The sequence below is a fragment of the Xenorhabdus sp. IM139775 genome (genome assembly GCF_028598745.1).
Classification (GTDB): Bacteria; Pseudomonadota; Gammaproteobacteria; order Enterobacterales; family Enterobacteriaceae; genus Xenorhabdus.
This window is the reverse complement of sequence record NZ_JAQRFK010000018.1, coordinates 1-22,717: the sequence shown is the minus strand read 5'-3', so window position 1 is coordinate 22,717 and position 22,717 is coordinate 1. Positions and strand designations below refer to the sequence as shown.

General features: G+C 46.7%; 21 protein-coding genes and 1 pseudogene. 8 read left to right on the top strand and 14 right to left on the bottom strand.

What is annotated here, in order from left to right; all coding sequences use genetic code 11:
- The first annotated feature begins 142 nt into the window (after positions 1 to 142).
- Positions 143 to 721 carry an Ail/Lom family outer membrane beta-barrel protein gene (locus tag PSI17_RS06250; RefSeq protein WP_273551145.1) on the top strand — a complete coding sequence of 193 codons (579 nt, stop codon included), beginning with the start codon at positions 143 to 145 and terminating at the stop codon, positions 719 to 721.
- A 494-nt stretch (positions 722 to 1,215) separates the two neighbouring features.
- On the opposite strand, the gene yfcD is transcribed toward PSI17_RS06250, so the two are convergent.
- Entirely contained in the window at positions 1,216 to 1,743 is a 528-nt protein-coding gene (gene yfcD / locus PSI17_RS06245; protein ID WP_273551144.1) for an NUDIX hydrolase YfcD, read from the bottom strand.
- 127 nt (positions 1,744 to 1,870) lie between these two features.
- Here yfcD and PSI17_RS06240 point away from each other — a divergent pair, with 127 nt between their 5' ends.
- Both PSI17_RS06240 and PSI17_RS06235 read left to right on the top strand, forming a co-directional pair.
- Entirely contained in the window at positions 1,871 to 2,491 is a 621-nt protein-coding gene (locus PSI17_RS06240) for a glutathione binding-like protein (RefSeq protein ID WP_273551143.1), read from the top strand.
- A 149-nt stretch (positions 2,492 to 2,640) separates the two neighbouring features.
- Complete coding sequence (locus PSI17_RS06235) at positions 2,641 to 3,555, top strand: TIGR01777 family oxidoreductase (RefSeq protein WP_273551142.1); 915 nt, start codon at positions 2,641 to 2,643, stop codon at positions 3,553 to 3,555.
- A 62-nt stretch (positions 3,556 to 3,617) separates the two neighbouring features.
- Here the strand turns inward: PSI17_RS06235 and PSI17_RS06230 are convergent, their stop codons facing one another.
- From PSI17_RS06230 to pdxB, 10 genes are all read right to left on the bottom strand, one after another.
- Positions 3,618 to 4,208 (bottom strand): UbiX family flavin prenyltransferase, encoded by a 591-nt coding sequence (locus PSI17_RS06230; protein ID WP_273551141.1) that lies wholly within the window; start codon positions 4,206 to 4,208, stop codon positions 3,618 to 3,620.
- Between the two features lie 146 nt (positions 4,209 to 4,354).
- The gene (gene purF / locus PSI17_RS06225; protein ID WP_273551140.1) at positions 4,355 to 5,872 is read right to left on the bottom strand and encodes an amidophosphoribosyltransferase; all 1,518 of its coding nucleotides are present in this window, start codon (positions 5,870 to 5,872) and stop codon (positions 4,355 to 4,357) included.
- Positions 5,873 to 5,904: 32 nt separating this feature from the next.
- Entirely contained in the window at positions 5,905 to 6,393 is a 489-nt protein-coding gene (cvpA, locus tag PSI17_RS06220; RefSeq protein ID WP_273551139.1) for a colicin V production protein, read from the bottom strand.
- Positions 6,394 to 6,508: 115 nt separating this feature from the next.
- On the bottom strand, positions 6,509 to 7,198 hold the full coding sequence (gene dedD / locus PSI17_RS06215; protein WP_273551138.1) for a cell division protein DedD: 690 nt from the start codon (positions 7,196 to 7,198) through the stop codon (positions 6,509 to 6,511).
- A complete protein-coding gene (gene folC, locus PSI17_RS06210) occupies positions 7,188 to 8,501 on the bottom strand; it encodes a bifunctional tetrahydrofolate synthase/dihydrofolate synthase (protein ID WP_273551137.1) in 1,314 nt (437 codons plus the stop codon). Before folC ends, dedD begins: the two co-directional genes overlap by 11 nt.
- Complete coding sequence (gene accD, locus PSI17_RS06205; RefSeq protein WP_273551136.1) at positions 8,494 to 9,441, bottom strand: acetyl-CoA carboxylase, carboxyltransferase subunit beta; 948 nt, start codon at positions 9,439 to 9,441, stop codon at positions 8,494 to 8,496. Before accD ends, folC begins: the two co-directional genes overlap by 8 nt.
- A gap of 117 nt (positions 9,442 to 9,558) precedes the next feature.
- Positions 9,559 to 10,257, bottom strand: a complete 699-nt coding sequence (locus PSI17_RS06200) for a DedA family protein (RefSeq protein ID WP_273551135.1) — start codon at positions 10,255 to 10,257, stop codon at positions 9,559 to 9,561.
- Between the two features lie 51 nt (positions 10,258 to 10,308).
- Positions 10,309 to 11,148, bottom strand: a complete 840-nt coding sequence (truA, locus tag PSI17_RS06195; protein ID WP_273551134.1) for a tRNA pseudouridine(38-40) synthase TruA — start codon at positions 11,146 to 11,148, stop codon at positions 10,309 to 10,311.
- Positions 11,148 to 12,158, bottom strand: a complete 1,011-nt coding sequence (locus PSI17_RS06190) for an aspartate-semialdehyde dehydrogenase (protein WP_273551133.1) — start codon at positions 12,156 to 12,158, stop codon at positions 11,148 to 11,150. The genes truA and PSI17_RS06190 overlap by 1 nt, the downstream gene beginning before the upstream one ends.
- Before the next feature lie 67 nt (positions 12,159 to 12,225).
- Positions 12,226 to 13,353 (bottom strand): 4-phosphoerythronate dehydrogenase PdxB, encoded by a 1,128-nt coding sequence (gene pdxB / locus PSI17_RS06185; RefSeq protein WP_273551132.1) that lies wholly within the window; start codon positions 13,351 to 13,353, stop codon positions 12,226 to 12,228.
- Between the two features lie 310 nt (positions 13,354 to 13,663).
- Between pdxB and PSI17_RS06180 the strand changes: the two are divergent.
- Positions 13,664 to 13,918: pseudogene (locus tag PSI17_RS06180) on the top strand (EamA family transporter); the annotation flags it as partial.
- On the opposite strand, the gene PSI17_RS06175 reads toward PSI17_RS06180, so the two are convergent.
- Both PSI17_RS06175 and tctD read right to left on the bottom strand, forming a co-directional pair.
- Positions 13,859 to 15,292, bottom strand: coding sequence for a sensor histidine kinase (locus tag PSI17_RS06175; protein ID WP_273551131.1), 1,434 nt, complete (start codon positions 15,290 to 15,292; stop codon positions 13,859 to 13,861). The pseudogene PSI17_RS06180 and the gene PSI17_RS06175 sit on opposite strands and share 60 nt — an antisense overlap.
- Positions 15,289 to 15,957, bottom strand: coding sequence for a transcriptional regulator TctD (gene tctD / locus PSI17_RS06170; RefSeq protein WP_273551130.1), 669 nt, complete (start codon positions 15,955 to 15,957; stop codon positions 15,289 to 15,291). Before tctD ends, PSI17_RS06175 begins: the two co-directional genes overlap by 4 nt.
- 284 nt (positions 15,958 to 16,241) lie before the next feature.
- Between tctD and PSI17_RS06165 the strand changes: the two genes are divergently transcribed.
- Genes PSI17_RS06165 through PSI17_RS06155 form a run of 3 tightly spaced genes read left to right on the top strand, consistent with a single transcriptional unit; the run spans position 16,242 to position 19,192 of the window.
- Positions 16,242 to 17,216 carry a Bug family tripartite tricarboxylate transporter substrate binding protein gene (locus PSI17_RS06165; protein WP_443256008.1) on the top strand — a complete coding sequence of 325 codons (975 nt, stop codon included), beginning with the start codon at positions 16,242 to 16,244 and terminating at the stop codon, positions 17,214 to 17,216.
- 13 nt (positions 17,217 to 17,229) lie between these two features.
- Positions 17,230 to 17,661 (top strand): tripartite tricarboxylate transporter TctB family protein, encoded by a 432-nt coding sequence (locus tag PSI17_RS06160; protein WP_273551129.1) that lies wholly within the window; start codon positions 17,230 to 17,232, stop codon positions 17,659 to 17,661.
- A gap of 10 nt (positions 17,662 to 17,671) precedes the next feature.
- Complete coding sequence (locus tag PSI17_RS06155; RefSeq protein WP_273551128.1) at positions 17,672 to 19,192, top strand: tripartite tricarboxylate transporter permease; 1,521 nt, start codon at positions 17,672 to 17,674, stop codon at positions 19,190 to 19,192.
- Positions 19,193 to 19,247: 55 nt separating this feature from the next.
- On the opposite strand, the gene fabB is transcribed toward PSI17_RS06155, so the two are convergent.
- The gene (fabB, locus tag PSI17_RS06150) at positions 19,248 to 20,462 is read right to left on the bottom strand and encodes a beta-ketoacyl-ACP synthase I (protein WP_273551127.1); all 1,215 of its coding nucleotides are present in this window, start codon (positions 20,460 to 20,462) and stop codon (positions 19,248 to 19,250) included.
- Between the two features lie 203 nt (positions 20,463 to 20,665).
- Here fabB and mnmC point away from each other — a divergent pair, with 203 nt between their 5' ends.
- Positions 20,666 to 22,714 (top strand): bifunctional tRNA (5-methylaminomethyl-2-thiouridine)(34)-methyltransferase MnmD/FAD-dependent 5-carboxymethylaminomethyl-2-thiouridine(34) oxidoreductase MnmC, encoded by a 2,049-nt coding sequence (gene mnmC, locus PSI17_RS06145; protein WP_273551126.1) that lies wholly within the window; start codon positions 20,666 to 20,668, stop codon positions 22,712 to 22,714.
- Positions 22,715 to 22,717: the final 3 nt, after the last annotated feature.

Here is a 22,717-nt window from a genome sequence, read left to right as displayed (position 1 = left end):
ACTTACAATTAATAATAAAATAAATATAACAGACTATAAATACACTTGTAAAAACAAATTACTATATGTGATTTTTTAGTTGTGTTTTTTCTTATCTATTGTATATTCCGCCGCGAAATTACAAGCAATGAGATAATACAAAATGAAAAAAACACTATTGATTCCAGCAGTGGCCGCTGGTTTATCTATGTTCGCATTGGCAGCAAATGCACATGAAAAACACACCATCTCAATCGGCTATGCCCAAAGCAGTATGGGTTCCGATTTCGAGAAAGACTCAAAAGGGACTAACCTGAAATATCGTTATGAATTTAATGATCATTGGGGCATTATGGGTTCCTTCACTATAACTAACCAAAAAGCAAATGGCTCAATGTCAGGTCTAGGTGCTACCGTAAACGGAAGCCAAGACATTACTTATAGATCATGGATGGCTGGTCCATCATACCGTTTTAATGAATATGTCAGTGCCTATGCCTTGCTTGGTGCAGCCGAGTACCACGATTTCATGACTGTCTCTACTACTTCTCGTAATACATACGCAGGAATAGCAAGGACAACAACAGGGTCAAAGACAACAAACGAAACTGCTGCCACCTATAGTGCTGGATTACAATTTAACCCAATCCCCAATATCGCTGTTGATGTTTCATACGAGCGTGCAAACTTTGACGTTGCTAAAACAGGAACTTGGACAATTGGTGTTGGATACCGCTTCTAATATCATCAAGTAAATAGTCATTAAAATAACACCCTGAATCGTGGGCGGATGCTCAATTATTTTAGGGGGTTGTTTATTGAAATATCAGAAAAACATCATATCTGTTTTTAATAAAGCATTAAAAAAATCTCAGTAAAAATAAGGGGAATGTATTATCAATACACACCCCTGTTTTAAATCATTCTTTAATACCAACGAAATATCTTTATCCCTGTAATAAATATCACCGTACTCATTAAGCTCAGAATAGATCAGGGCGCGAGCATACTTTGATTAATATTTGAACTTAAAATGTCACTCTTGTTCTTTAATTCTTTAGTTTTCTATAAAAGTCTAAAGAATTGCCTGTGTGATTAAATTTCACTCGATAAAAACACTATTAAAACCGAATATTAAGAGATAATCATCTTCAAAACGCAGCTAAAATAGTGTGCTCGCGCCCTGAGAATAGATGAGCTTTTCCATATCAATTTTTTAATCCATCAATCGTTTTTTTAATTTAAAAACGACTCCATTTGATTGTTACGTGCCAACCATAAAGAAAGCGCTTTCAGTGAATCTTGGGTGAATTCATCACAACGGGCGGTAATTTCTTCCGGCGTTAACCAGTAAACCGCGGCGACTTCTTCTTCCTGCAAGGCAAATGGGCCATGACTGACACAACTGAACAAACCACCCCATATCCGGCAATGGTCTTCTTCATAATAGAAAATGCCATGTTCGGCAAAAGGCACACCGGCAACCCCCAACTCTTCTTCGGCTTCCCGGCGGGCAGCATCCATAAAAGTTTCGCCTTGGGTAACAACACCGCCTGCCGTTGCATCCAATTTCCCCGGACAAAAGTCTTTCGTTTCGGTACGGTGCTGAACCAGAATTTTACCCATCCCATCATGCACGACAATATAAGTCGCACGGTGCCTCAGGTTCTGCGCCCTCATCTGCTGACGGGTTGACTGTGCAATGACTTCATTGTCTTCATTGACGATATCAATCCATTCAATGTTTGTTGATTTTTCTTTCATTATCCTAAAAGCCTTCTATCAATGAGTTACATATTAATTGTTGCAATAAATTTATCACATTCTGTAGACAAACGATGGTAAGGTAATATTGGTACATTTTTTATAAGTTATTATTACTGGAGGTTATATGATAGATCTGTACTATGCTCCAACCCCAAATGGCTACAAGATCACCCTTTTCCTTGAAGAAGCCGGTATTCCTTATACCATTCACCCCATTAATATCAGCACGGGTGAACAGTTCAAACCCGAATTTCTTGCCATTGCCCCCAATAATAAGATCCCGGCCATTGTCGATCACCAACCCGCTGACGGGGGAAAACCTATCTCCATCTTCGAATCTGGCGCCATTTTACTTTATCTGGCAAACAAAACAGGCCAGCTCTTAAGTCAAGATGTACGTGAACGTACCGAACAATTGCAATGGCTGTTTTGGCAGGTTGCCGGCTTCGGCCCCATGCTCGGTCAGAATCACCACTTCAATCGCTATGCGCCAGAAGTTGTCCCCTATGCCATTAATCGCTATGTGGAAGAATCAAAGCGTTTATATAAGGTATTAAATACCCAACTGGAAAAAACCGCCTACCTCGGCGGAAACGAATATAGTATCGCAGATATCGCCACTTATCCGTGGGCGAAATGCCATGAACACCAAAAAATCGATTTGCAGGATTACCCTGCGGTTGCAAAATGGCTGGATAAGATCAGTCAACGCCCTGCGACACAATCAGCCTATCAAGAGGCTTAACTCAAATATATGTAAGAAAATTCAGTTGATGGCGAAATTTTTCACCAAAAAAATTGATGTTGATAACAGATAGCAGCATATTTCGCTGGCACTTAAGTCATCCCTTGTTATAGTCAATAGACGATTATCTTTTGTTACAGGGGGTGGCTATGCGTATCTTAATAACGGGGGGAACAGGGCTAATTGGTCATCACTTGATCTGCCAACTACTTTCACTCTCCCACTCCATCACCATTTTGAGTCGTTCACCACAAAAAGTATATTCTCTGTTTTCTGATCGCGTTGAATGCTGGACAACATTAAATAACCAACACGCCCTCAACGGCTTTGATGCGGTTATCAATCTTGCCGGTGAGCCTATTGCCAATAAGCGATGGACACCGAAACAAAAAAAGAAACTTTGCCAAAGCCGCTGGCAGCTTACGGAGCAGTTGAGCAAGCTCATTAAGGCCAGTGAATCTCCACCGTCGGTATTTATTTCCGGTTCTGCGGTTGGCTATTATGGCGATCAGGGGCAATCTGTCGTGACCGAAAACGATCTTCCCCAAAATGAATTTGCTCATCAGCTTTGTGAACGTTGGGAACAACTGGCTTTACAGGCCAAAAGTAGTAAAACCCGGGTATGCTTGTTGCGTACGGGCATTGTCCTGGCACCAAAAGGCGGCGCACTGCAAAAAATGCTGCCACTGTTCCGGCTGGGTTTAGGTGGGAAAATCGGCAATGGCAAGCAGTATATGCCGTGGATACACATTGATGATATGGTTAATGGTATCTATTACCTGCTGGTATCATCCGAGCTACAGGGTCCCTTTAATATGACATCGCCTTACCCTGTACATAATGAGCTGTTTAGTGCCACACTCGCAGGTGTATTACATCGCCCTGCTTTTATGTGCATTCCTGCATGTGTATTAAAAATCGTGATGGGAGAAGCCGCAGCGTTGGTGTTAGGCGGCCAACAAGCTATTCCTCAGAAACTGGAAGCAGCCGGCTTTGGTTTCCGTTATTTTCAGTTGGAGGAAGCCTTGCAAGATGTGATAAAAGCAAAAGACAATGCGGGCTAATTTTTGTCTGCGCCGGTTTAATTATGCTGTTGCGATCGCTTCGCAACAGCATCATGACTCACTTAAATGTCATCCCCAGCGGGTTTAGCCCCCTGCCAACGGTGAAAGAGATCTTCCGGCAAGTCAATATCGAACTGGTCAAGCACACGGTTCACTGTCTGGTCGATGATATCCTGAATATGTTCAGGACGATGGTAAAATGCGGGAACCGGTGGCATGATCACCGCCCCAATTTCCGCGGCCTGTACCATTAATCTCAAGTGCCCCAAGTGTAAGGGGGTTTCTCTCACCCCCAACACTAACTTGCGATGCTCTTTCAAAACCACATCCGCAGCACGGGTCATTAAGCCATCCGTGTAACTATGCACAATGCCTGACAGGGTTTTTATCGAACAGGGTAAAATGGCCATCCCCAATGTCTTGAAAGATCCCGAGGAAATGGCGGCGGCAATATCACGATTGTCATGGACCACATCAGCCAGGGCCTGTACCTCCCGCAGCGTGTAGTCCGTCTCCAGTGCCAGAGTCTGCCGGGCCGATTGGCTGATGACCAAATGCGTTTCAATGCCCTCTACTGACTGCAAAACTTGCAGTAACCTGACACCATAAATCGCACCACTTGCCCCGGTCAGCCCGACAATCAATTTTTTCATGTTTTCCCCTGAGATCCTGGCGATATCGTCATACTTCAAGATACATTGATTATCTCCCCGCGTTGCGGGGAGATAATACTCTGTTTTCGTCTTACGGACGGCAACTTGAAGTTGATAAGATAGCTAACTGAATGATAATAACAATATTATCCTTCATTATATATTTCCAGATTCTCTATTTCGCTCTGTCCGCGCACTTTCATGGCATCGTCCTTACGTAAGTTTTCCAGATAGTCGAGGTAAATCTGGTCAATGTCTTTCGTCACATAGATACCATCAAATACAGAGCATTCGAATTTTTCAATATCCGGGTTTTCTTCCCGTACCGCTTGCACCAGATCAGGGAGATCTTGGTATATCAGCGCATCAGCCCCAATAAGCTGGCGAATTTCATCCACTTCCCGACCGTGGGCAATCAGCTCATTGGCATTTGGCATATCAATGCCATAAACATTCGGGAAGCGAACTTCCGGTGCCGCCGAAGCAAAGTAGACTTTTTTGGCACCCGCTTCACGTGCTAACTCGACGATCTGCTCCGACGTGGTGCCACGTACAATGGAATCATCCACCAGCAGAACATTTTTGCCCCGGAATTCTGCGCGGTTGGCATTCAGTTTACGGCGAACGGATTTACGTCGCTCCTGCTGACCCGGCATGATGAAGGTACGCCCGACATAGCGATTTTTGACAAATCCCTGACGATAAGGTTTATTCAGAATATGGGCGATTTCCAGTGCAATGTCACACGAGGTTTCCGGTACGGGAATAACCACATCAATATGCAGGTCTTCCCATTCACGGGCAATTTTTTCCCCGAGTTTTTTCCCCATCCGTAGCCGCGCGTTATATACCGACACCTTGTCAATAAAGGAATCCGGGCGAGCCAGATAAACAAATTCGAACAGACAAGGAGTCAATGACGGATTTTCTGCACACTGGCGCGTAAACAGTTGCCCGTTTTCAGTGATATAAATCGCTTCACCCGAAGCGACATCACGCAGGAATTCAAAACCCAATGTATCCAGCGCCACACTTTCCGACGCCACCATATATTCATCGCGGCCATCTTCCCCGGTTTTCTTCCCCAATACCAAGGGACGAATGCCGTGTGGATCACGGAAAGCCACCACCCCATGCCCAATAATCATCGCAACGCAGGCATACGCACCGCGAATTTTTTTGTGCATGTTTGAGACGGCCGAGAAGATATCATCAGGCGCTAAGGGAAAATGGGGAAATTGGGCTAATTCATTGGCAAAAATATTCAGTAGGATTTCAGAATCTGAGGTGGTATTGACATGGCGGCGGGCATTTTCAAACAACATCTTCTTCAATTCATGTGCGTTTGTCAGATTGCCGTTATGTGCCAACGTGATACCAAAAGGAGAATTCACATAAAAGGGTTGTGCTTCAGAGGCACTGGAACTGCCCGCCGTAGGATAACGGACATGCCCAATCCCGATGGTTCCCTGTAAACGTAGCATGTGCCGTGTTTCAAACACATCTTTGACCAAGCCGTTGGCCTTACGTAAACGAAATTCATTGTTACCATCAATAGTTGCAATACCTGCTGCATCTTGTCCACGGTGCTGAAGCACCGTCAATGCATCATAAATCGACTGGTTAACCGGTGTAAAACCGACGATACCGACAATACCGCACATGTAGCCTTTCCTCATCAGCCAAGCGGAGAGCGTTATCTCTCCGGCAGGAAACTCGACGCACTTTGCAGGTAGTCAAAAAACCACCTGATGATTTGACTGAACTGTGGGATCAGTTGTGATTGTTGCCAATCCTGACTTTTGGGAAGGGGCGTGAAAGAGTCTGCCATAAACAGGATAGCGGACACAATCAAGACACCGCGCAAGGCCCCAAAACAGATCCCAAGCACCCGATCAGTACCTGACAGGCCTGTTCGCTGAACAAGTGAACCAATGACATAGTTTACTACTGCGCCAACAATCAGTGTTGCAATGAATAAGATAGCAATCGCTACCCCATTCCGCACCAGTTCATCTTCAAGGCGGGTAAAATACGCCGCCAGATAAGTATAGAAGTGGCTGGCAACAAAGAAAGCACAGCCCCATGTTATCAGGGAGAGCGCTTCGCGAACAAAACCACGAATCAAGCTAACCAGTGCCGAGAAACCAATGATGGCAATAATTGTATAATCAATCCAGACCATATCTTAATCCAAAAACAGGCCCCCGACATTCAGGTCGGGCGCATTCTAACAGAAAACGAAAACGTTTGCGTAGTAGATTCATCACTCTACCGAAAATAATCTGAAACGCACCCAATTATGGCTGATAGTTTTTGATCTGCCCTTGTAATCCCGTCAGTTCCCTCAGTTCGGACAAAATGGATTCCAGTCTCTGCCTTGACGCATTCGGCCCGACATAGATCCGTGACAATTGTCCCTGTACCGGAGAAGAAGGCACGGTGTATACCTGATGCCCGGAAAGACGCAGTTTCGCGACTATTTCGTCAACTTTATCCGCATTTTTTAATGCACCCAGTTGAACCACATAGGCCGTTGCCCGAGGTGCTTGTTCTGCGGGTTTCGATTTAGTCTCTGGCTTGCTTTCAGCACGGGATTCCGGTTTTTTCTCCGGCGGTTGAGTTTCCACTTTCCGCTGGGGGGGGGATTCAGGTTTCACCGCTGTCTTCCGGTCTTGCGTGCCGGTCACCGGCGGTGCTGTGACCGGCTCTGAAGACGGTAGCCTGGACAACGTTTCGATATCTGGCTCTTGCTCCTGTGATTGCATTGCTTGTGCCGCCCCTTCGGGCGGTGTGGACGGCATGTTTTGTGCCAATGGCGGGATCGAGTCAATATCTTCTTCATCACCCGGTTTTGTCATCAACGGAATCGAAGCAAATTGCCCTTCTTTATATTTCTTATCACCATCAAAAATCATCGGCAACACAATCACGCCCAATGCGACGAGAACGAGGGTTCCAACCAAGCGATTCTGAAATTTACTGGCCACTTTCCTTGCCCCCCTCCGATGCCGCCATCTCCAGTGCCTCCATAACATGTGCCACCGTGTGGAAAGAGCCACAGACCACAATGATATCTTGCGCCGATGCGTCTTCCATTGCCTGCTGCCAAGCGGCTGCTACTTGCGGGAATGTCCGGGCACGGACAAGGTGCCCAGACAATATTTCGGCGTCCGCTCCCCTCAGTTCATGCAGGGATGCGCAGTACCATTCATCAATCTGTGAGGAAAGACAGGCGAGCGTACCGGCAATGTCCTTATCGCCCAACATGCCAATGACACCGCGGATTTTACTGCCCGGTGAGCGAGGCAGCCCTGCTAATTTCTGCACCAGATAGCCCGCAGCATGTGGATTATGAGCCACATCTAAAATGACCAGCGGTTGTTGCCTGATCATTTGGAAACGCCCCGGTAATTGGGCATTTTTCAATCCCATATGAATGGCTTGCTCATCAATCGCGCGGCTGATTTTATCATCCTGTTGCAACAAGCAGTGGATCACCCCCATCGCCGTGGCAGCGTTTGCCAGCGGCAGGTTGGGCAAAGGTAACCCATTGAGTTGCTGCTGATGACTTAACCAGCTCCAGCGATTTTCATGCTGTGAGAAGTGCCAGTCAACACCACGACGAAAAAGTTTCGCGCCCAATTCATCCGCAACGTCAGCAATTGACTGGGGCATATCCTGCTCACCCACCACCGCAAAATGCCCACGGCGGAAAATGCCGGCTTTTTCACGGCCAATGTGTTCACGATCTGACCCCAACCAATCGGTATGATCCAGCGCAATGCTGGTGATGGCGGCAATATCAGCATCAACAATATTAGTGGCATCCAAACGGCCACCCAATCCCACTTCCAAAATCACGACATCAAGAGCAGCGTCTTTGAAAAGTTGTAAGGCGGCCAATGTCCCATATTCAAAATAGGTCAATGAGATATCGCCGCGCTGGGCTTCAATCGCGGCAAATACACGGCAGAAATCTTGTTCCGTTGCTTCCTTGCCCTGAATACGTACCCTCTCGGTATAACGTATCAGGTGTGGGGAACTGTACACCCCCACTTTAAGCCCTGCGGCCAGGAAAATAGATTCAAGGGTGTGGCAAGTCGTTCCCTTGCCATTCGTGCCTGACACCGTGATCACTTTTGGGGCCGGGTTCAACAGGTCTAATTGACGACCCAGTTTTCCTACACGCCCAAGGCCCATATCAATGGCTTTGGTATGCAGGTTTCCCAGATAGGAAAGCCACGTCATCAGTGGCGACGTGGCTTGAGGAATTTGCAAAATATCAGGCATCTTCTTTATTAGGATTGATGTTTATATCAGCTTCAACATCAGCAGATTCAACAACGGCTGCTTCCATTGGTTCCGTTTTTGTGCCCGGTTGCGGTTGATGCGTCAACATGGCAAACAGGCTGGCAACTTTGTCACGCATTTCCAGACGGCTCACGATCATGTCAACCGCCCCTTTATCCAGCAGGAATTCGCTGCGCTGGAAACCTTCCGGCAATTTTTCACGCACGGTCTGTTCGATGACACGAGGGCCGGCAAAACCAATCAATGCTTTCGGTTCCGCGATATTAATATCCCCCAACATCCCCATGCTTGCGGTTACCCCACCCATGGTTGGGTTGGTCAAAACACAGATATAAGGCAAACCCCGATCCTGCATTTTTGCCAGCGCAGCACTGGTTTTTGCCATCTGCATCAGTGACATCAGGGATTCCTGCATACGCGCCCCACCACTGGAAGTAAAACAGACAAACGGGCAGTTATCTTCCAGGGCCTGTTCAACGGCACGGACAAAACGGGCGCCAACCACGGACCCCATTGAGCCGCCCATGAAATTGAATTCAAAGGCACCAGCCACCACGGGCATATCATGCAGCTTACCTTTCATGGCGATCAGGGCATCTTTTTCTTGCGTCTGCTTCTGGGCGGCAACCAAGCGATCTTTATATTTTTTAATATCGCGGAATTTCAGGATATCTTTAGGTTCCAGCTCACTGCCTAACTCCGTGCCTGTACCTTCATCCAAGAATGAATTCAATCGCTGGCGGGCTGAAATACGCATGTGGTGGTTACATCTTGGACACACCTCAAGGTTACGCTCTAATTCAGCACGATAAAGTACCTGACTGCAACTGTCACATTTTGTCCAAACTCCTTCAGGTATGCTTGCCTTACGAGTTTGCATGATTTTGCTTTTATTTAGAATCTTTTCAATCCAGCTCATTAATGAACCTTTCCGTCTAAATCTGGCTGATGCCAGCTTTTGTTTTACGTGCCATTAAACCACAATGCCATTACAGTGTGGATAAAAAACTGCTCAAACCTGCTTACGGTTATCGATTTATCTATCTACTGCATTGCTTGCTGCTTTTTTCGATGCAGCACGACGATGACGCCAAATTTCAATGATTCCCGGCAGAATAGAAATAAAAATAATCGCAACAATCAATAATTTCAGATTCTGCTGTATCACTGGCATATCACCAAACAAATAACCCGCATAGCTGAATAATAGCACCCAGATAAATGCACCGATGACGTTATAAGCAGCAAAATGGCGGTAAGACATTTTCCCCATTCCGGCAACGAACGGTGCAAACGTTCTAATAATTGGCACAAACCGAGCCAAAATTATGGCTTTTCCACCATGTTTTTCATAAAACCCGTGGGTTTTATCTAAATAACTACGGCGAAAAATCTTTGAATTTGGATTGGTAAATAGTTTCTCACCAAAAATTCTACCAATGGTATAGTTTATCGCATCACCAATAATGGCGGCTGCCAGCATTAAAGCCACCATGATGTGGACATTAAGATCATTGGAATCAAGGGCAGATAGTGCGCCAGCCACAAACAGCAAAGAGTCTCCCGGCAAGAATGGCGTGACCACCAAGCCTGTTTCACAAAATATGATCAGAAACAGGATGCCGTAAACCCAATCACCATAGTGAGCAACCAACTCAGCTAAATGTGCATCAATGTGTAAAATAAAATCGACAATGAATTTCGCAAAATCAACAAAATGAGTTAAAAAGTCCATAATATTCCTCGTTATGATCAAACATCCCTATCACTATTCTATTCGAAAATGTCAAATTAACTTATTTCCCAGAAACAGGGGACCCATAACAGGTTCAGGTAAACCAAAGCGAGCAGGATAATCCACCGCAACTAAATATAAGCCCTCAGCTTTGGCGGTTGCTGCCGCTTTTGTCCGGTCTTTCAGTGCCAATAATTCAGCCATCCAGCCAATATCCTGATTTCCGCAACCAATCTCCAGCAAGCTGCCAACGATATTGCGCACCATATGATGAACGAAAGCATTCGCCTTAATGTCAATAACAACATAATGCCCGTGCCGACTAACATGAATATGCATCATATTGCGCCACGGTGAATTGGACTGGCACTGCACGGCGCGGAAAGAGGTAAAGTCATTCTCGCCCAACAAGCGCTGTGCTGCTTCATGCATTTTTTTCTCATCCAATGGATAATGAAAATGCGTGACACCGCGTGCCAATATCGCTGGGCGATAGCGATGGTTGAAAATCACATAGCGATAACGGCGGGCTGTTGCACTGAAACGAGCATGGAATTCATCATCCACCGTTTTGATCCAACGTACGGCGATATCCGCTGGCAAATGGCTATTGACCCCCATAGTCCATGCTGCATCTTTACGTTGTGCCGAGGTGGAAAAATGCACGACCTGCCCGGTGGCGTGTACCCCTGCATCCGTTCTGCCCGCACAGAGAACTGAAATCGGCTCATTCGCCACTTTCGACAACGCTTTTTCCAGACACTCTTGTACGCTTTTCACTTCTTGCTGACGCTGCCAACCATAATATCGACTGCCGTCATATTCAATCCCCAGTGCAATTTTCACTTGCTTTGCCGCTGGCACCGACTGACCCAGCCCTGTATCAGACATCAGTAAAATTGCTCCTGCATCAGTTTTTCTGCGATTTCAATCGCCATCAGGGCGCCGCCAAAACGGATATTATCGGCAACTGACCAGAATTGCAGCATTTCCGGCATACCATAATCATTGCGCAGGCAGCCTATCGCCAAACGTTCACTGCCCGAAGCATCAGTGACCTGAGTCGGGTAATCTCCCTCTTCTGAAACCTGAATGTCTTCAACACGTTCAAATTCCTCACGGGCCTCTTCGATACCCACCGGGCGCAATGTTTCTACACTCACCATCTGCGCAATGCCATAGAACACTGAAGATTGGACACAACTTACGGAAACTGGCAGCCCTTCATCCTGCAACACTTTGCGAATTTGATCGACAATACGACGCTCTTCACGCACCGTGCCTTCTGCATCAGGTAACAAAGGCAGCATATTGAAGGCCAATTGTTTGCTGAAACGGCCTTCATCGGGGGGAATGCCATTTAATAAACGTGCACTCTGCCCTGCCAATTCGTCAATGGCGGCTTTGCCATGAACCGACATGGGCAATAGATTGGTCAACTGTAAACGGGCAATCCCCGCCGCATCGATCAATGGTTTGATGGCGGTCAGCACCTGACTGGTTGCACTATCTGCCACCGCGATGATGTTACGGTGACGGTATTCAGCCAGTGCGTATGAATTTACGCCGGGAACCACCAAGGGCACATCCGGCTCTGCTGAGAACAAGCCGCTGCTGTCAATCACCAGACAACCCGACTCCGTTGCCTTTTCAATATGCTGTGCAGTCACTTCCATCGGCACGGCAAAAAAAGCGAATTGCACCTGTGACCAGTCAAATTCTGCTGCATCACGAACCGTGATGTTTTTTCCGTTAAAACGCTGGATCTTTCCGGCACTTTGTTCGCTGGCAAGAAGATGTAGTTCACCAACCGGAAATTGACGTTCCTGTAATAACGCCAATATCGCTCCACCTACTGCGCCTGTTGCACCCAAAAGCGCAATATTCCAACCTTCTGACATGTTGGTTTTCTCCACTTCTCTTATTCCACTTCTTATTTTTGCTGACTGACAGGAACCCCTGCCTCGATTAAATCACTTTGGCATTAAATCCAATTCTGGCTAGTAATTGAGCGCTCTCTTCTGAGTCACAATGCACGGTCAGGGAAGACCACTCCCGACGTTCTGGATAGTCTTTGCGCAATCGATCAAACGCACCTGCCTGAGCCGCAACCTGACGTAAGGGGGCATCATCACGGCGCACATCATACACTAAATGCATCAAACGCTTGAGGACGCTTTGCGTCACTTCCCCCCGCACGGTGACCTGACTAAAATCGGGGGTCGGCAACAAATCCGCCAACGCCGTCTTGCGAGGTTGCCCCAAGAACTCACAATACGCCTCAAAAACCTGAGTTGTCCCCCGTGCCTTGCCTTCCAAGGTATAACCTGCAATATGGGGAGTGCCAATATCGACTAACGCCAACAAAGGCAAAGAAAGGTCAGGCTCCGGCTCCCAAACATCAAGAACTGTACGTAGTTTCTTTCCCTTTTGCAGTACGGCAAGTAATGCTTGATTATCAACCACCTCACCACGGCTGGCATTAATTAAAATTCGGTTGTCCGGTAATGCAGAAAGTAATTCTGCATCCGCTAAATGATAGGTCTTGTATGAACCCGATTGATTAAGCGGTGTGTGGAAAGTCAGAATATCGGCTTCTTTGACCAAGGTTTCTAAAGGCCAAAACTCGCCTTCATCACCCCGATCGGCGCGGGGAGGATCGCACAGTAAGGTCTTCACGCCCAAAGCCGCCAGTCGATCAGCCAAACGCCCACCGACATTGCCAACACCGACAATACCGACCGTTTTATCTTTAAGTTGGAACTGATCTTGTTCAGCCAATAGCAGCAGTGCTGAAAATACGTACTCAACGACGGCAATGGCGTTACATCCGGGGGCGGCGGAAAACCCAATTCCGGCCTGGGCTAACCATTGCTGATCAACATGATCCATTCCCGCAGTCGCCGTTCCGACAAATTTCACCGAACTGCCTTGCAACAGGGATTCATTGACTTTAGTGACCGACCGAACCATAAAGGCATCGGCATGTCCCAGCGCGCCCTCCGGTACTGGACGCCCCGGAACTGCCTGTACTTCACCCAATGCCTGAAAGAGTTGTTCAGCATAAGGCATATTTTCATCAACTAAAATTTTCACTTTTCTCATCCAATGGCTTAAATGGGCGTGACCCGCTATTCTGCCACTTTATCCGCATAAAACCTATATGCCTTGATCTTTTCAATCTTCCGTTCAAAAAAATCCACCATAAAAAAACAACATCTCGTATTGAAGAGGCCATTAAAGCGAATAAGACAAGATTGTTGGATAAGGTATTTGCTAAACTCAATGCACGATACACTGATATAAATAATCTGGCTCAATGAAGAACTTATTGTTTCCCCTCGTCGCGGTGCTGATCTGGTCAATCAATGCCGTTGTCAGCAAAGCGGCTGCCACCCTTATCGAACCCGCCTCCATCATTGCGCCCTATTTGTGGATACAAGGTGTCGTGCGCATTGGTGCCAATATGACGGCTATTTTTATGAATCTGGCGCCTGTCTTTACGGCCATCATTGCTATCGTGGCGCTTCATGAAAAGATGCACAGTTATCACTTAATTGGCGGGAGTATTGTGCTGTTCGGCGTAATACTCGCTCAACAATTACGTATTCCGCTGACTCGCAGAAAGCCGGAATATAATTCGAACGAGCAATCCTCCTAATAGTTCGCCGGGCAAAAGCTGGAGAGTAGCACCATGATACAGGCTGACCTCTTTAACAATGGTCAGCCCTAACCCCGCCCCCTCCAGCCCGGCAACATTATCCAATCGGTTAAACGCCATGAGCGATTGATGAATATCTTCTTGGGCAATCCCCGGCCCTGAATCCTCAATCTCAAGGCAGCCCTGTTTTTTATCCGGCATGATAGACACCCTTCCCGTGACCACGCCCATTTGCGGGGTATATTTGATGGCGTTATCCAGCAGATTGGCGCACATTTCGGCTAACAATAGCGGATCGCCTTTGATCCACAAGGCGTCTTCCCCTTCATAGCCTAAATCAATATTTTTACTTTCTGCTTGCTGTAAGCGGGAAAAACAGGCTTGTTGCAATAATTCCACCATATTGACGGGTTGATAATTCTGTATTGCCTCTTTTTTATGCACCTTAAGCTGTGAAAACTGCAATAATCGATCAGTCAGTGAAATCATGTTATCCACACTTTTATCAATCGCCGCCAGTGTGCTGCCTCTCTGGTCTGGATTTTGTTCAGTACGGGCGACTGCAACCTGAGTTTTCAGGACAGCCAACGGTGTCCTGAGTTGATGGGACGCGTCGGCGCTGAACCGCCCTTGACGTTCAACCATTAATTGTAACCGTTCGATATAGCGGTTAAGTACCTGAAGCAATGATGAAAGTTCAGACCACGGTAAAATATCTGGCAAGGGTGTCAGATCATTAGCCGCACGGCGGATCATGATGCCTGACAGTTTTCGCAATGGCTTAAGCAGTAATTTGAGCAAAATATAAGCGAGCAGTAAGGTCAATAAGACAACAGCGCCTTGATTGATCAGGGACGAAAGCAGTAATTGGTGAGCCATATATTGACGGGACATCACGGTTTCTGCCACCAAGATTAATGCCATCCCCATGATGCCCCCTTCATTGATGGGCTGATACAATCCCACCACACGTATCGGTTGCCCCTGATATTCAGCATCGTAAAAATAGGCCAAGGCGGTATATAAAGAAGAACGCTGGATAGGCGGCGGTATCCGGGGAAGGTCATCATAGCCAGAAATCGTCTTTCCTTCCGGTGAGATAACTTGATAGTACAAGCGATCATTCGTATTGCGTTCAAAGCTGTCCAGAACAACATAAGGGACATCAACGACCAAGTTTTGATCCCGCACAATCAGACGTTCAGCGACGGTTCTTGCCGAGGCCAGCAGTGTCCTGTCATAAGCCAACATGGCAGTATTTCTCACACTGACATACTGGCTATAGACAGAAGCGCAGCCCAGCAGCAATAGCGGTACGCCAAAAAACAACAGCAGTTGATGGAATAACGACCGCGGTATTTTCAAATACGTCATGACACCAACAGCTCCAGCCGATAGCCCAACCCGCGCAATGTTTTGATCCCGACATCACTGTTGAGTAATTTTTTCCGCAATCGATGCACATACAGTTCGATACTTTGCGGGTTTGCTTCATCCGCTAAAGAAAACACCTGCTCAAACAGTTGCTGTTTAGAAACCGGACGCCCCCGACGGTGAAAAAGTGTCGTTAAGACCGACAATTCTCTGGGCGTCAGTGCCAGTGGTACGTGGTTTAAGAGGAAATACCCTTCATCTTCATAAGATAATGAACCGAATTTCTGTGTCTCTTGCGGTATCGCGGTACTACGACGTAACAACGCACGAATACGGGCTTCCAGTTCCTGAAAATCAAAAGGCTTGGTCAAGTAATCATCCGCACCAGAATTCAACCCCCTGACACGATCCGTCACCTCTGTTTTGGCGGTCAATAACAATACCGGTAAGTTTTGACCACGCTTACGCAACCGTGATAACAGAGACAGGCCATCCAGTCTGGGTAAGGCAACATCCAGAATCAATAAAGCATAATTTTCCGTCTGCAATAGCTGATCGGCCACAACACCATCTTCAGCCAAATCAACCACAAATCCGGAATTATTCAATGCTTTTTGTAACCAATGTAATAAATCAGGATGATCCTCAACCAATAAGAGACGCATGAATAATACCTATCGTTAAAAATTAGCCAAAGAAATAAAGCGGAGATATTACACAATTGCAATATGAAGATTCAGCAATTGCAGACGGGTTAACAAAAAACACAAATTCAAACAAATAATTAACACAAAAAAGGGAAACACCGCACAAATTAAGCGACTAAGGTCACATCCATACGAATTTTATTGTTAATGAAAGGTAATTGAAAGGTTTCAATTATATAAATAACCCTGTGCCGGAAATTTGGCGTTCATCTCTTTATATTGGCGTTATGTGAGGAATAAAAGTGAAAATATTCAAAACCTTATTAACCGCTGCAAGCCTGCTTGTTTGTACCAGTGCTTTTGCCACCGCAGCCCCCGATAGAACCGAATGTATTGCGCCGGCCAAACCCGGTGGAGGCTTTGATTTAACTTGTAAACTCGTCCAAATCTCACTCTTGGAAACCCAAACCATAGACTCTCCCATGCGGGTGACATTTATGCCCGGTGGTGTCGGTGCGGTTGCTTATAATGCCATCGTTGCCCAGAGACCCGCTGAACCCGGCACTATCGTAGCCTTCTCGGGTGGCTCGCTATTGAATCTTGCCCAAGGCAAATTTGGTCGTTACAACGTCAATGAGGTGCGCTGGCTGGCCAGTGTTGGCACTGACTACGGCATGATTGCGGTGCACCATGACTCCCCTTACAAAACCCTGACAGATTTGATGGCGGCTTTTAAAAAATCCCCCGAAAGTATTGTATTTGGTGCAGGTGCCTCCATCGGTAGCCAAGACTGGATGAAAACCGCATTACTGGCTAAAGAAGCCGGTATTGACCCCCGCAAGATGCGCTATGTCGCGTTCGAAGGTGGCGGTGAGCCTATCACGGCGTTGTTGGGCAATCATATTCAAGTCGTCTCCGGTGATCTGAGTGAAACTTTACCTTACCTCCATGGCGATAAGATCCGCATACTGGCTGTTTATGCCGATAAACGATTGGGGGGGGAGCTGGCAAATATTCCAACGGCAAAAGAACAGGGTTATGACCTTGTCTGGCCGGTCATGCGTGGCTTTTATATGGGCCCGAAAGTTTCTGATGAACAATACCAGTGGTGGATAGAGACTTTTCAAAGACTCCAACAATCTGCTGAATTCAAAAAACAACGTGAGCTACGTGGGTTATTTGAATTCAATCTGACGGGGAAAGAACTGGATAGCTATGTCAAAAAACAGGTTATTCAATACCATGAAATGGCCAAATCCTTTGGTTTAGCAAAATAACGGGGGTGGCATCATGAGCGATCGCATCTTTGCGTCTGTATGGCTGGTGCTATGTGGCATTGGGTTGATGATTGGATGGGGAATTCATAGCGAATATAACTATGAACCCTTGGGCCCTCGCCCATTTCCCATCACGATTCTTTCGCTCATGGCACTTTGCGCTTTACTGTTGCTGGTTAAAAAACCAGACCCCATCCACTGGCCGGCACCACACGTATTACTTCGCTTGGCCTTGTTGGTTATCTCACTCGCCATTTATGCGGGGGTATTTGAGTGGTTGGGTTTTCCGCTCGCCACCACATTATTGACAATTTGTGTGGCACGACTCTTTAACGCCACGCTCCTTGCAGCAGTGATTTCCGGTGTATTTCTGGGGATTTCACTCTTTTTTGCTTTTGATCGTCTGTTAGATGTCACTCTGCCCATCGGCAGTTGGCTCAGCTAAGGAGATAATAATGGATACTTGGCTATATCTGAGCCACGGTTTTGAAGTCGCATTAATGCCGAAAAATTTGCTTATTGCACTGATTGGTTGCTTTATTGGTACGGTTGTTGGGTTATTACCCGGCCTCGGCCCTATCAATGGGGTGGCGATCCTGTTACCACTGGCTTTTGCCCTGAAATTACCCGCTGAATCGGCTTTAATCTTGTTGGCTACCGTCTATATTGGCTGCGAATATGGGGGGCGGATCTCTTCAATCTTGCTCAATGTACCGGGAGATGCGGCCGCTATCATGACAACCCTTGACGGGCACCCAATGGCAAAGCAGGGACGCGCGGGGGTTGCACTCTCTATCTCTGCCGTCAGTTCGTTTTGTGGTTCACTTCTGGCTATCATTGGCATCATCTTATTTGCCCCACTGCTGGCACAATGGTCTTTAGCATTTGGGCCTGCTGAGTACTTTGCCTTAATGGTATTTGCCATTGCCTGTCTTGGCAGCATGATGAGCCAAAACCCGGTAAAATCACTATTGGCAGCCCTAATCGGTTTGGCTTTAGCCACCGTCGGCGTGGATGCCAATACGGGCGTTTATCGTTTCACCTTTGATAGCGTACATCTCTCCGATGGTATTCAATTTATTGCGGTCGTTATCGGGTTGTTTTCCGTCAGTGAAATTTTATTGATGCTGGAAAGCACGTCCATGGGACAAAAAACCATCAGTAAAACCGGACGCCTGCTATTCAACAGAAAAGAAGCGGCAACGTGTGTCGGGCCAACCCTACGCTCCTCAGTGATTGGTTTTTTTGTCGGAATATTACCGGGTGCAGGCGCAACAATCGCCAGCGCCATCACCTACATGACAGAAAAACGACTCAGCGGTAACAGTGATTCATTCGGCAAAGGTGATATCCGTGGGGTCGCGGCGCCAGAGGCAGCGAATAACGCATCAGCATGTGGTTCATTCATTCCCATGTTGACCCTCGGTGTACCCGGTTCAGGGACAACCGCCGTGATGATGGGGGCTTTGACGCTTTACAACATCACGCCGGGTCCCACCATGTTCACAGAACAGCCGGATATCGTCTGGGGGCTGATTGCGGCTTTGTTGATCGCCAATATTTTGTTACTGATCATGAATATCCCGATGATTGGGCTATTTACCCGCATGCTGAATATTCCGATGTGGTTTCTGGTTCCGGCCATCGCCATTGTTTCTGCCGTTGGCGTCTATGCTATCCACAGTACCACGTTTGATCTTATGTTGATGGTGGGATTAGGCGTTTTCGGTTACATACTCCGAAAAATGAATTTTCCCATGTCGCCACTGATCTTAGGTTTCGTGTTGGGCGGGATGCTGGAACAAAACCTACGACGGGCACTCTCAATCAGCAATGGAAATTTTGGCATCCTGTGGAGTAGTACGATTACCCAAGTTTTGCTGGTACTGGCGATACTGGTGATTGTTATCCCACCGATTCTGCGCATCATGAATAGACATCGCAATAAACACCGTAATAAAGCCATGACGCCCTAATTAAAAAGCCAATCCACATCATCAGTGGATTGGCTTTCATTGCGCTTGCGGACTATCAGTTTGAATACTTGCGCATCACCAGCGTGGCATTTGTACCACCGAACCCGAAGCTATTGGACATCACTGTTTTTAGCTCACGTTTGGTGGGTTCCGTAATAATGTCCATGCCCAGTGCTTTTTCATCCAAATCTTCAATATTGATGCTTGGTGCAATAATGCCATGCTCCAACATCAGTAAGCTGTAGATGGTTTCATGGGCACCCGCTGCGCCCAATGAATGCCCGGTCATCGCTTTAGTGGCAGAAATAGCAGGCGTATTGTCACCAAAAACCTCCCTGATGGCTTCCAGCTCTTTCAAATCACCAATTGGCGTCGACGTTCCGTGGGTGTTGACGTAATCGACGCCACCTTCAATACCATCCAGTGCCATCTTCATACAACGCACCGCGCCTTCCCCAGAAGGCGCGACCATATCTGCGCCATCTGAATTTGCCCCATAACCGATGATCTCAGCATAAATATGCGCACCACGGGCTAATGCGTGTTCTAATTCTTCAACAACAACAACACCGCCGCCGCCGGCAATCACAAAACCATCGCGGTTCTGATCATAAGTACGGGAGGCTTGTTCTGGTGTTTCATTATATTTAGTGGAAAGTGCGCCCATTGCATCAAATTCACAAGCCATTTCCCAACTGAGTTCTTCACCCCCCCCGGCAAAAATAACATCTTGTTTACCGAGTTGGATTAATTCAACGGCATGACCGATACAGTGTGCAGAAGTTGAACACGCAGAACTGATGGAGTAGTTCACACCCTTGATCTTAAACGGTGTGGCTAAACACGCTGATACGCCAGAAGCCATTGCACGCGTGACCATATAAGGCCCTACGCCACGCAAGCCACGGGCACGCATACCATCGGAACCTGCAACTTGGTTATAAGGAGAGCCGCCGCCTGAACCAACCACCAAACCAGTACGCAGGTTAGAAACTTGTTCATCGGACAGGCCTGAATCTTTAATGGCCTCATCCATTGCCAGATAAGCATAAATAGAGGCGTCACTCATGAAACGTAGTACCTTGCGGTCAATCAAACCGGTCGTATCCAGCTTTACATTGCCCCAGACATGGCTGCGCATTCCCATCTCTTTAAACTTTTCTGAGAAAGTTATCCCGGAACGGCCCTCTTTCAGAGATTCCAGCACCTCTTTCTGGTTATTACCAATACTGGAGACAATACCCAGACCAGTGATTACTGCACGTTTCATTACTTACCTCATCAATATGTTTACCAGCAGGATTTCTTCACCCGCACTTTAGCGTACACTTGTACGCTGAACAAGTCCGATCAGGTTAAAAATTCAAAGAAAGATTGATCTAAACTCAACTTGACGCTTTGGCATGGGTGGTGCTACCCCATGAAGACCGTTAAAATCCAGCTATTATTGTTATCAACAGTACAGGCATTATTGTGAAAAGCAGTGCTATCAGCAACGCAACCCTAAGCTGGAATGAGCAAGGAACCCCCATTTCAGCGCAGTTTGATGATGTTTATTTTTCAAATCAAGATGGCTTGGAAGAAACATTGTATGTATTTTTGCAAGGTAACCATTTCCCTCAACGTTTTCATACCCATTCCCGCCCAGAGTGCGTAATTGCAGAAACCGGCTTCGGTACTGGATTGAATTTCCTGACACTTTGTCGAGATTTTACTCATTTCAGACAACAACATCCTGAAGCTACATTAAAACGGCTGCATTACATCAGTTTTGAAAAATACCCATTACAACCGACTGACCTGAAAACAGCACACCAACGTTGGCCGGAACTTAACGCGTTTTCTACACAATTATGCCAACAATGGCCCTTACCGCTGGCTGGCTGCCACAGATTAATGCTGGATAATGGCGCTATCACGCTGGATCTTTGGTTTGGGGATGTAAATGATCTATTACCGAAGATCAATGCAAATTTGGCAGGGAAAGTTGATGCCTGGTTTTTGGATGGCTTTGCGCCAGCAAAAAATCCACAAATGTGGAGTGAACAGTTGTTCGCTGCAATAGCAAAATTTTGTCGTCCTGAAGGGACGTTTGCAACCTTTACCTCCGCCGGGATCGTCCGCCGGGGATTGCAAAAAGCCGGTTTTAATGTCGCTAAGGTTAAAGGATTTGGCCGTAAACGAGAGATGCTGACGGGCACCTTATCCCCATTAAGTGATCCACTTCCCTTGCCTGATACACCGTGGTTTTCCCGTCAGTCGGCTACCCATGCCGATGATATTGCCATCATCGGCGGCGGTATTGCCAGCGCACTGAGCGCACTGGCGCTATTGCGCCGTGGCGCCAAGGTCACGCTATATTGTCAGGATGCTCAACCTGCCCAAAATGCTTCGGGCAATCAACAAGGAGCACTTTATCCCTTACTGAATGGTCATCACGATCCATTAGAACGCTTTTTCACATCAGCATTTACGTTTGCCCGCCGTCAGTACGATCAGTTAATTGACGAAAATGTCCCTTTTGACTACCAATGGTGTGGCGTCAGCCAGTTAGCTTACGATGAAAAAAGCGCAAATAAAATTGGCAAAATGCAGCGGACAGCATGGCCGGACGAAATTGCACTTGGTATGGATCGCAGCCAATTAAGCCATGTAAGTGGGTTAGATGTAAATTACGATGGCATTTACTATCCACAAGGAGGATGGTTATATCCCGCACAATTGACTCAAGCGGCGATTAAACTGGCTGAACAACAGGGAATGAAGATTTATTTTAATCATAAAGTGACTAAGCTTATTCAAAGTGAAAACGGTTGGCAGTTGCTAGTGGAGCATAAAGAAAATCTGCAATGCAAGGATCACAACGTGGTCATTATTGCCAATGGCCACTGTCTGCCACAATTTGAACAAACTCAAAAACTCCCTGTCACTGCTGTTCGTGGTCAAGTTAGCCATATTCCAACCACAGATGACCTGCGCCAGTTAAAAAGTGTGCTGTGTTACGATGGCTACATGACCCCCGTCAATCCTGACAATCAGTATCACTGTATCGGTGCCAGTTATCAGCGCAATCAGTTGGATACTTTGTATTCTTCTGCCGAACAACAAGAAAACCGCGATCGTTTATTAAAATGTTTTCCTGATGTTGATTGGCCACAACAAGTTGATATTTCAGAAGAAAAATCCCGTCAGGGTATCCGTTGCGTCATTCGGGATCATATGCCAATGATCGGAAATGTGCCTGTTTTCAGTGAGATTATGGATAAATATGCGGATTTATCCCTACAGATAAACACGAATAAGATTATTGAAAAATCGCCTTGTTACCCGAATTTATTTGTCCTTGGTGCGTTAGGTTCACGTGGGTTATGTTCTGCACCTTTAAGCGCAGAATTATTGGCTAGCCAGATTTTTGGCGAAGCTCTACCGCTTGATGATGAGACATTGGCGGCTTTACACCCAAATCGCTTTTGGGTCAGGAAGTTATTACGTGGTAAAGCAGTGAAAACAGAAAAACCTTAACGT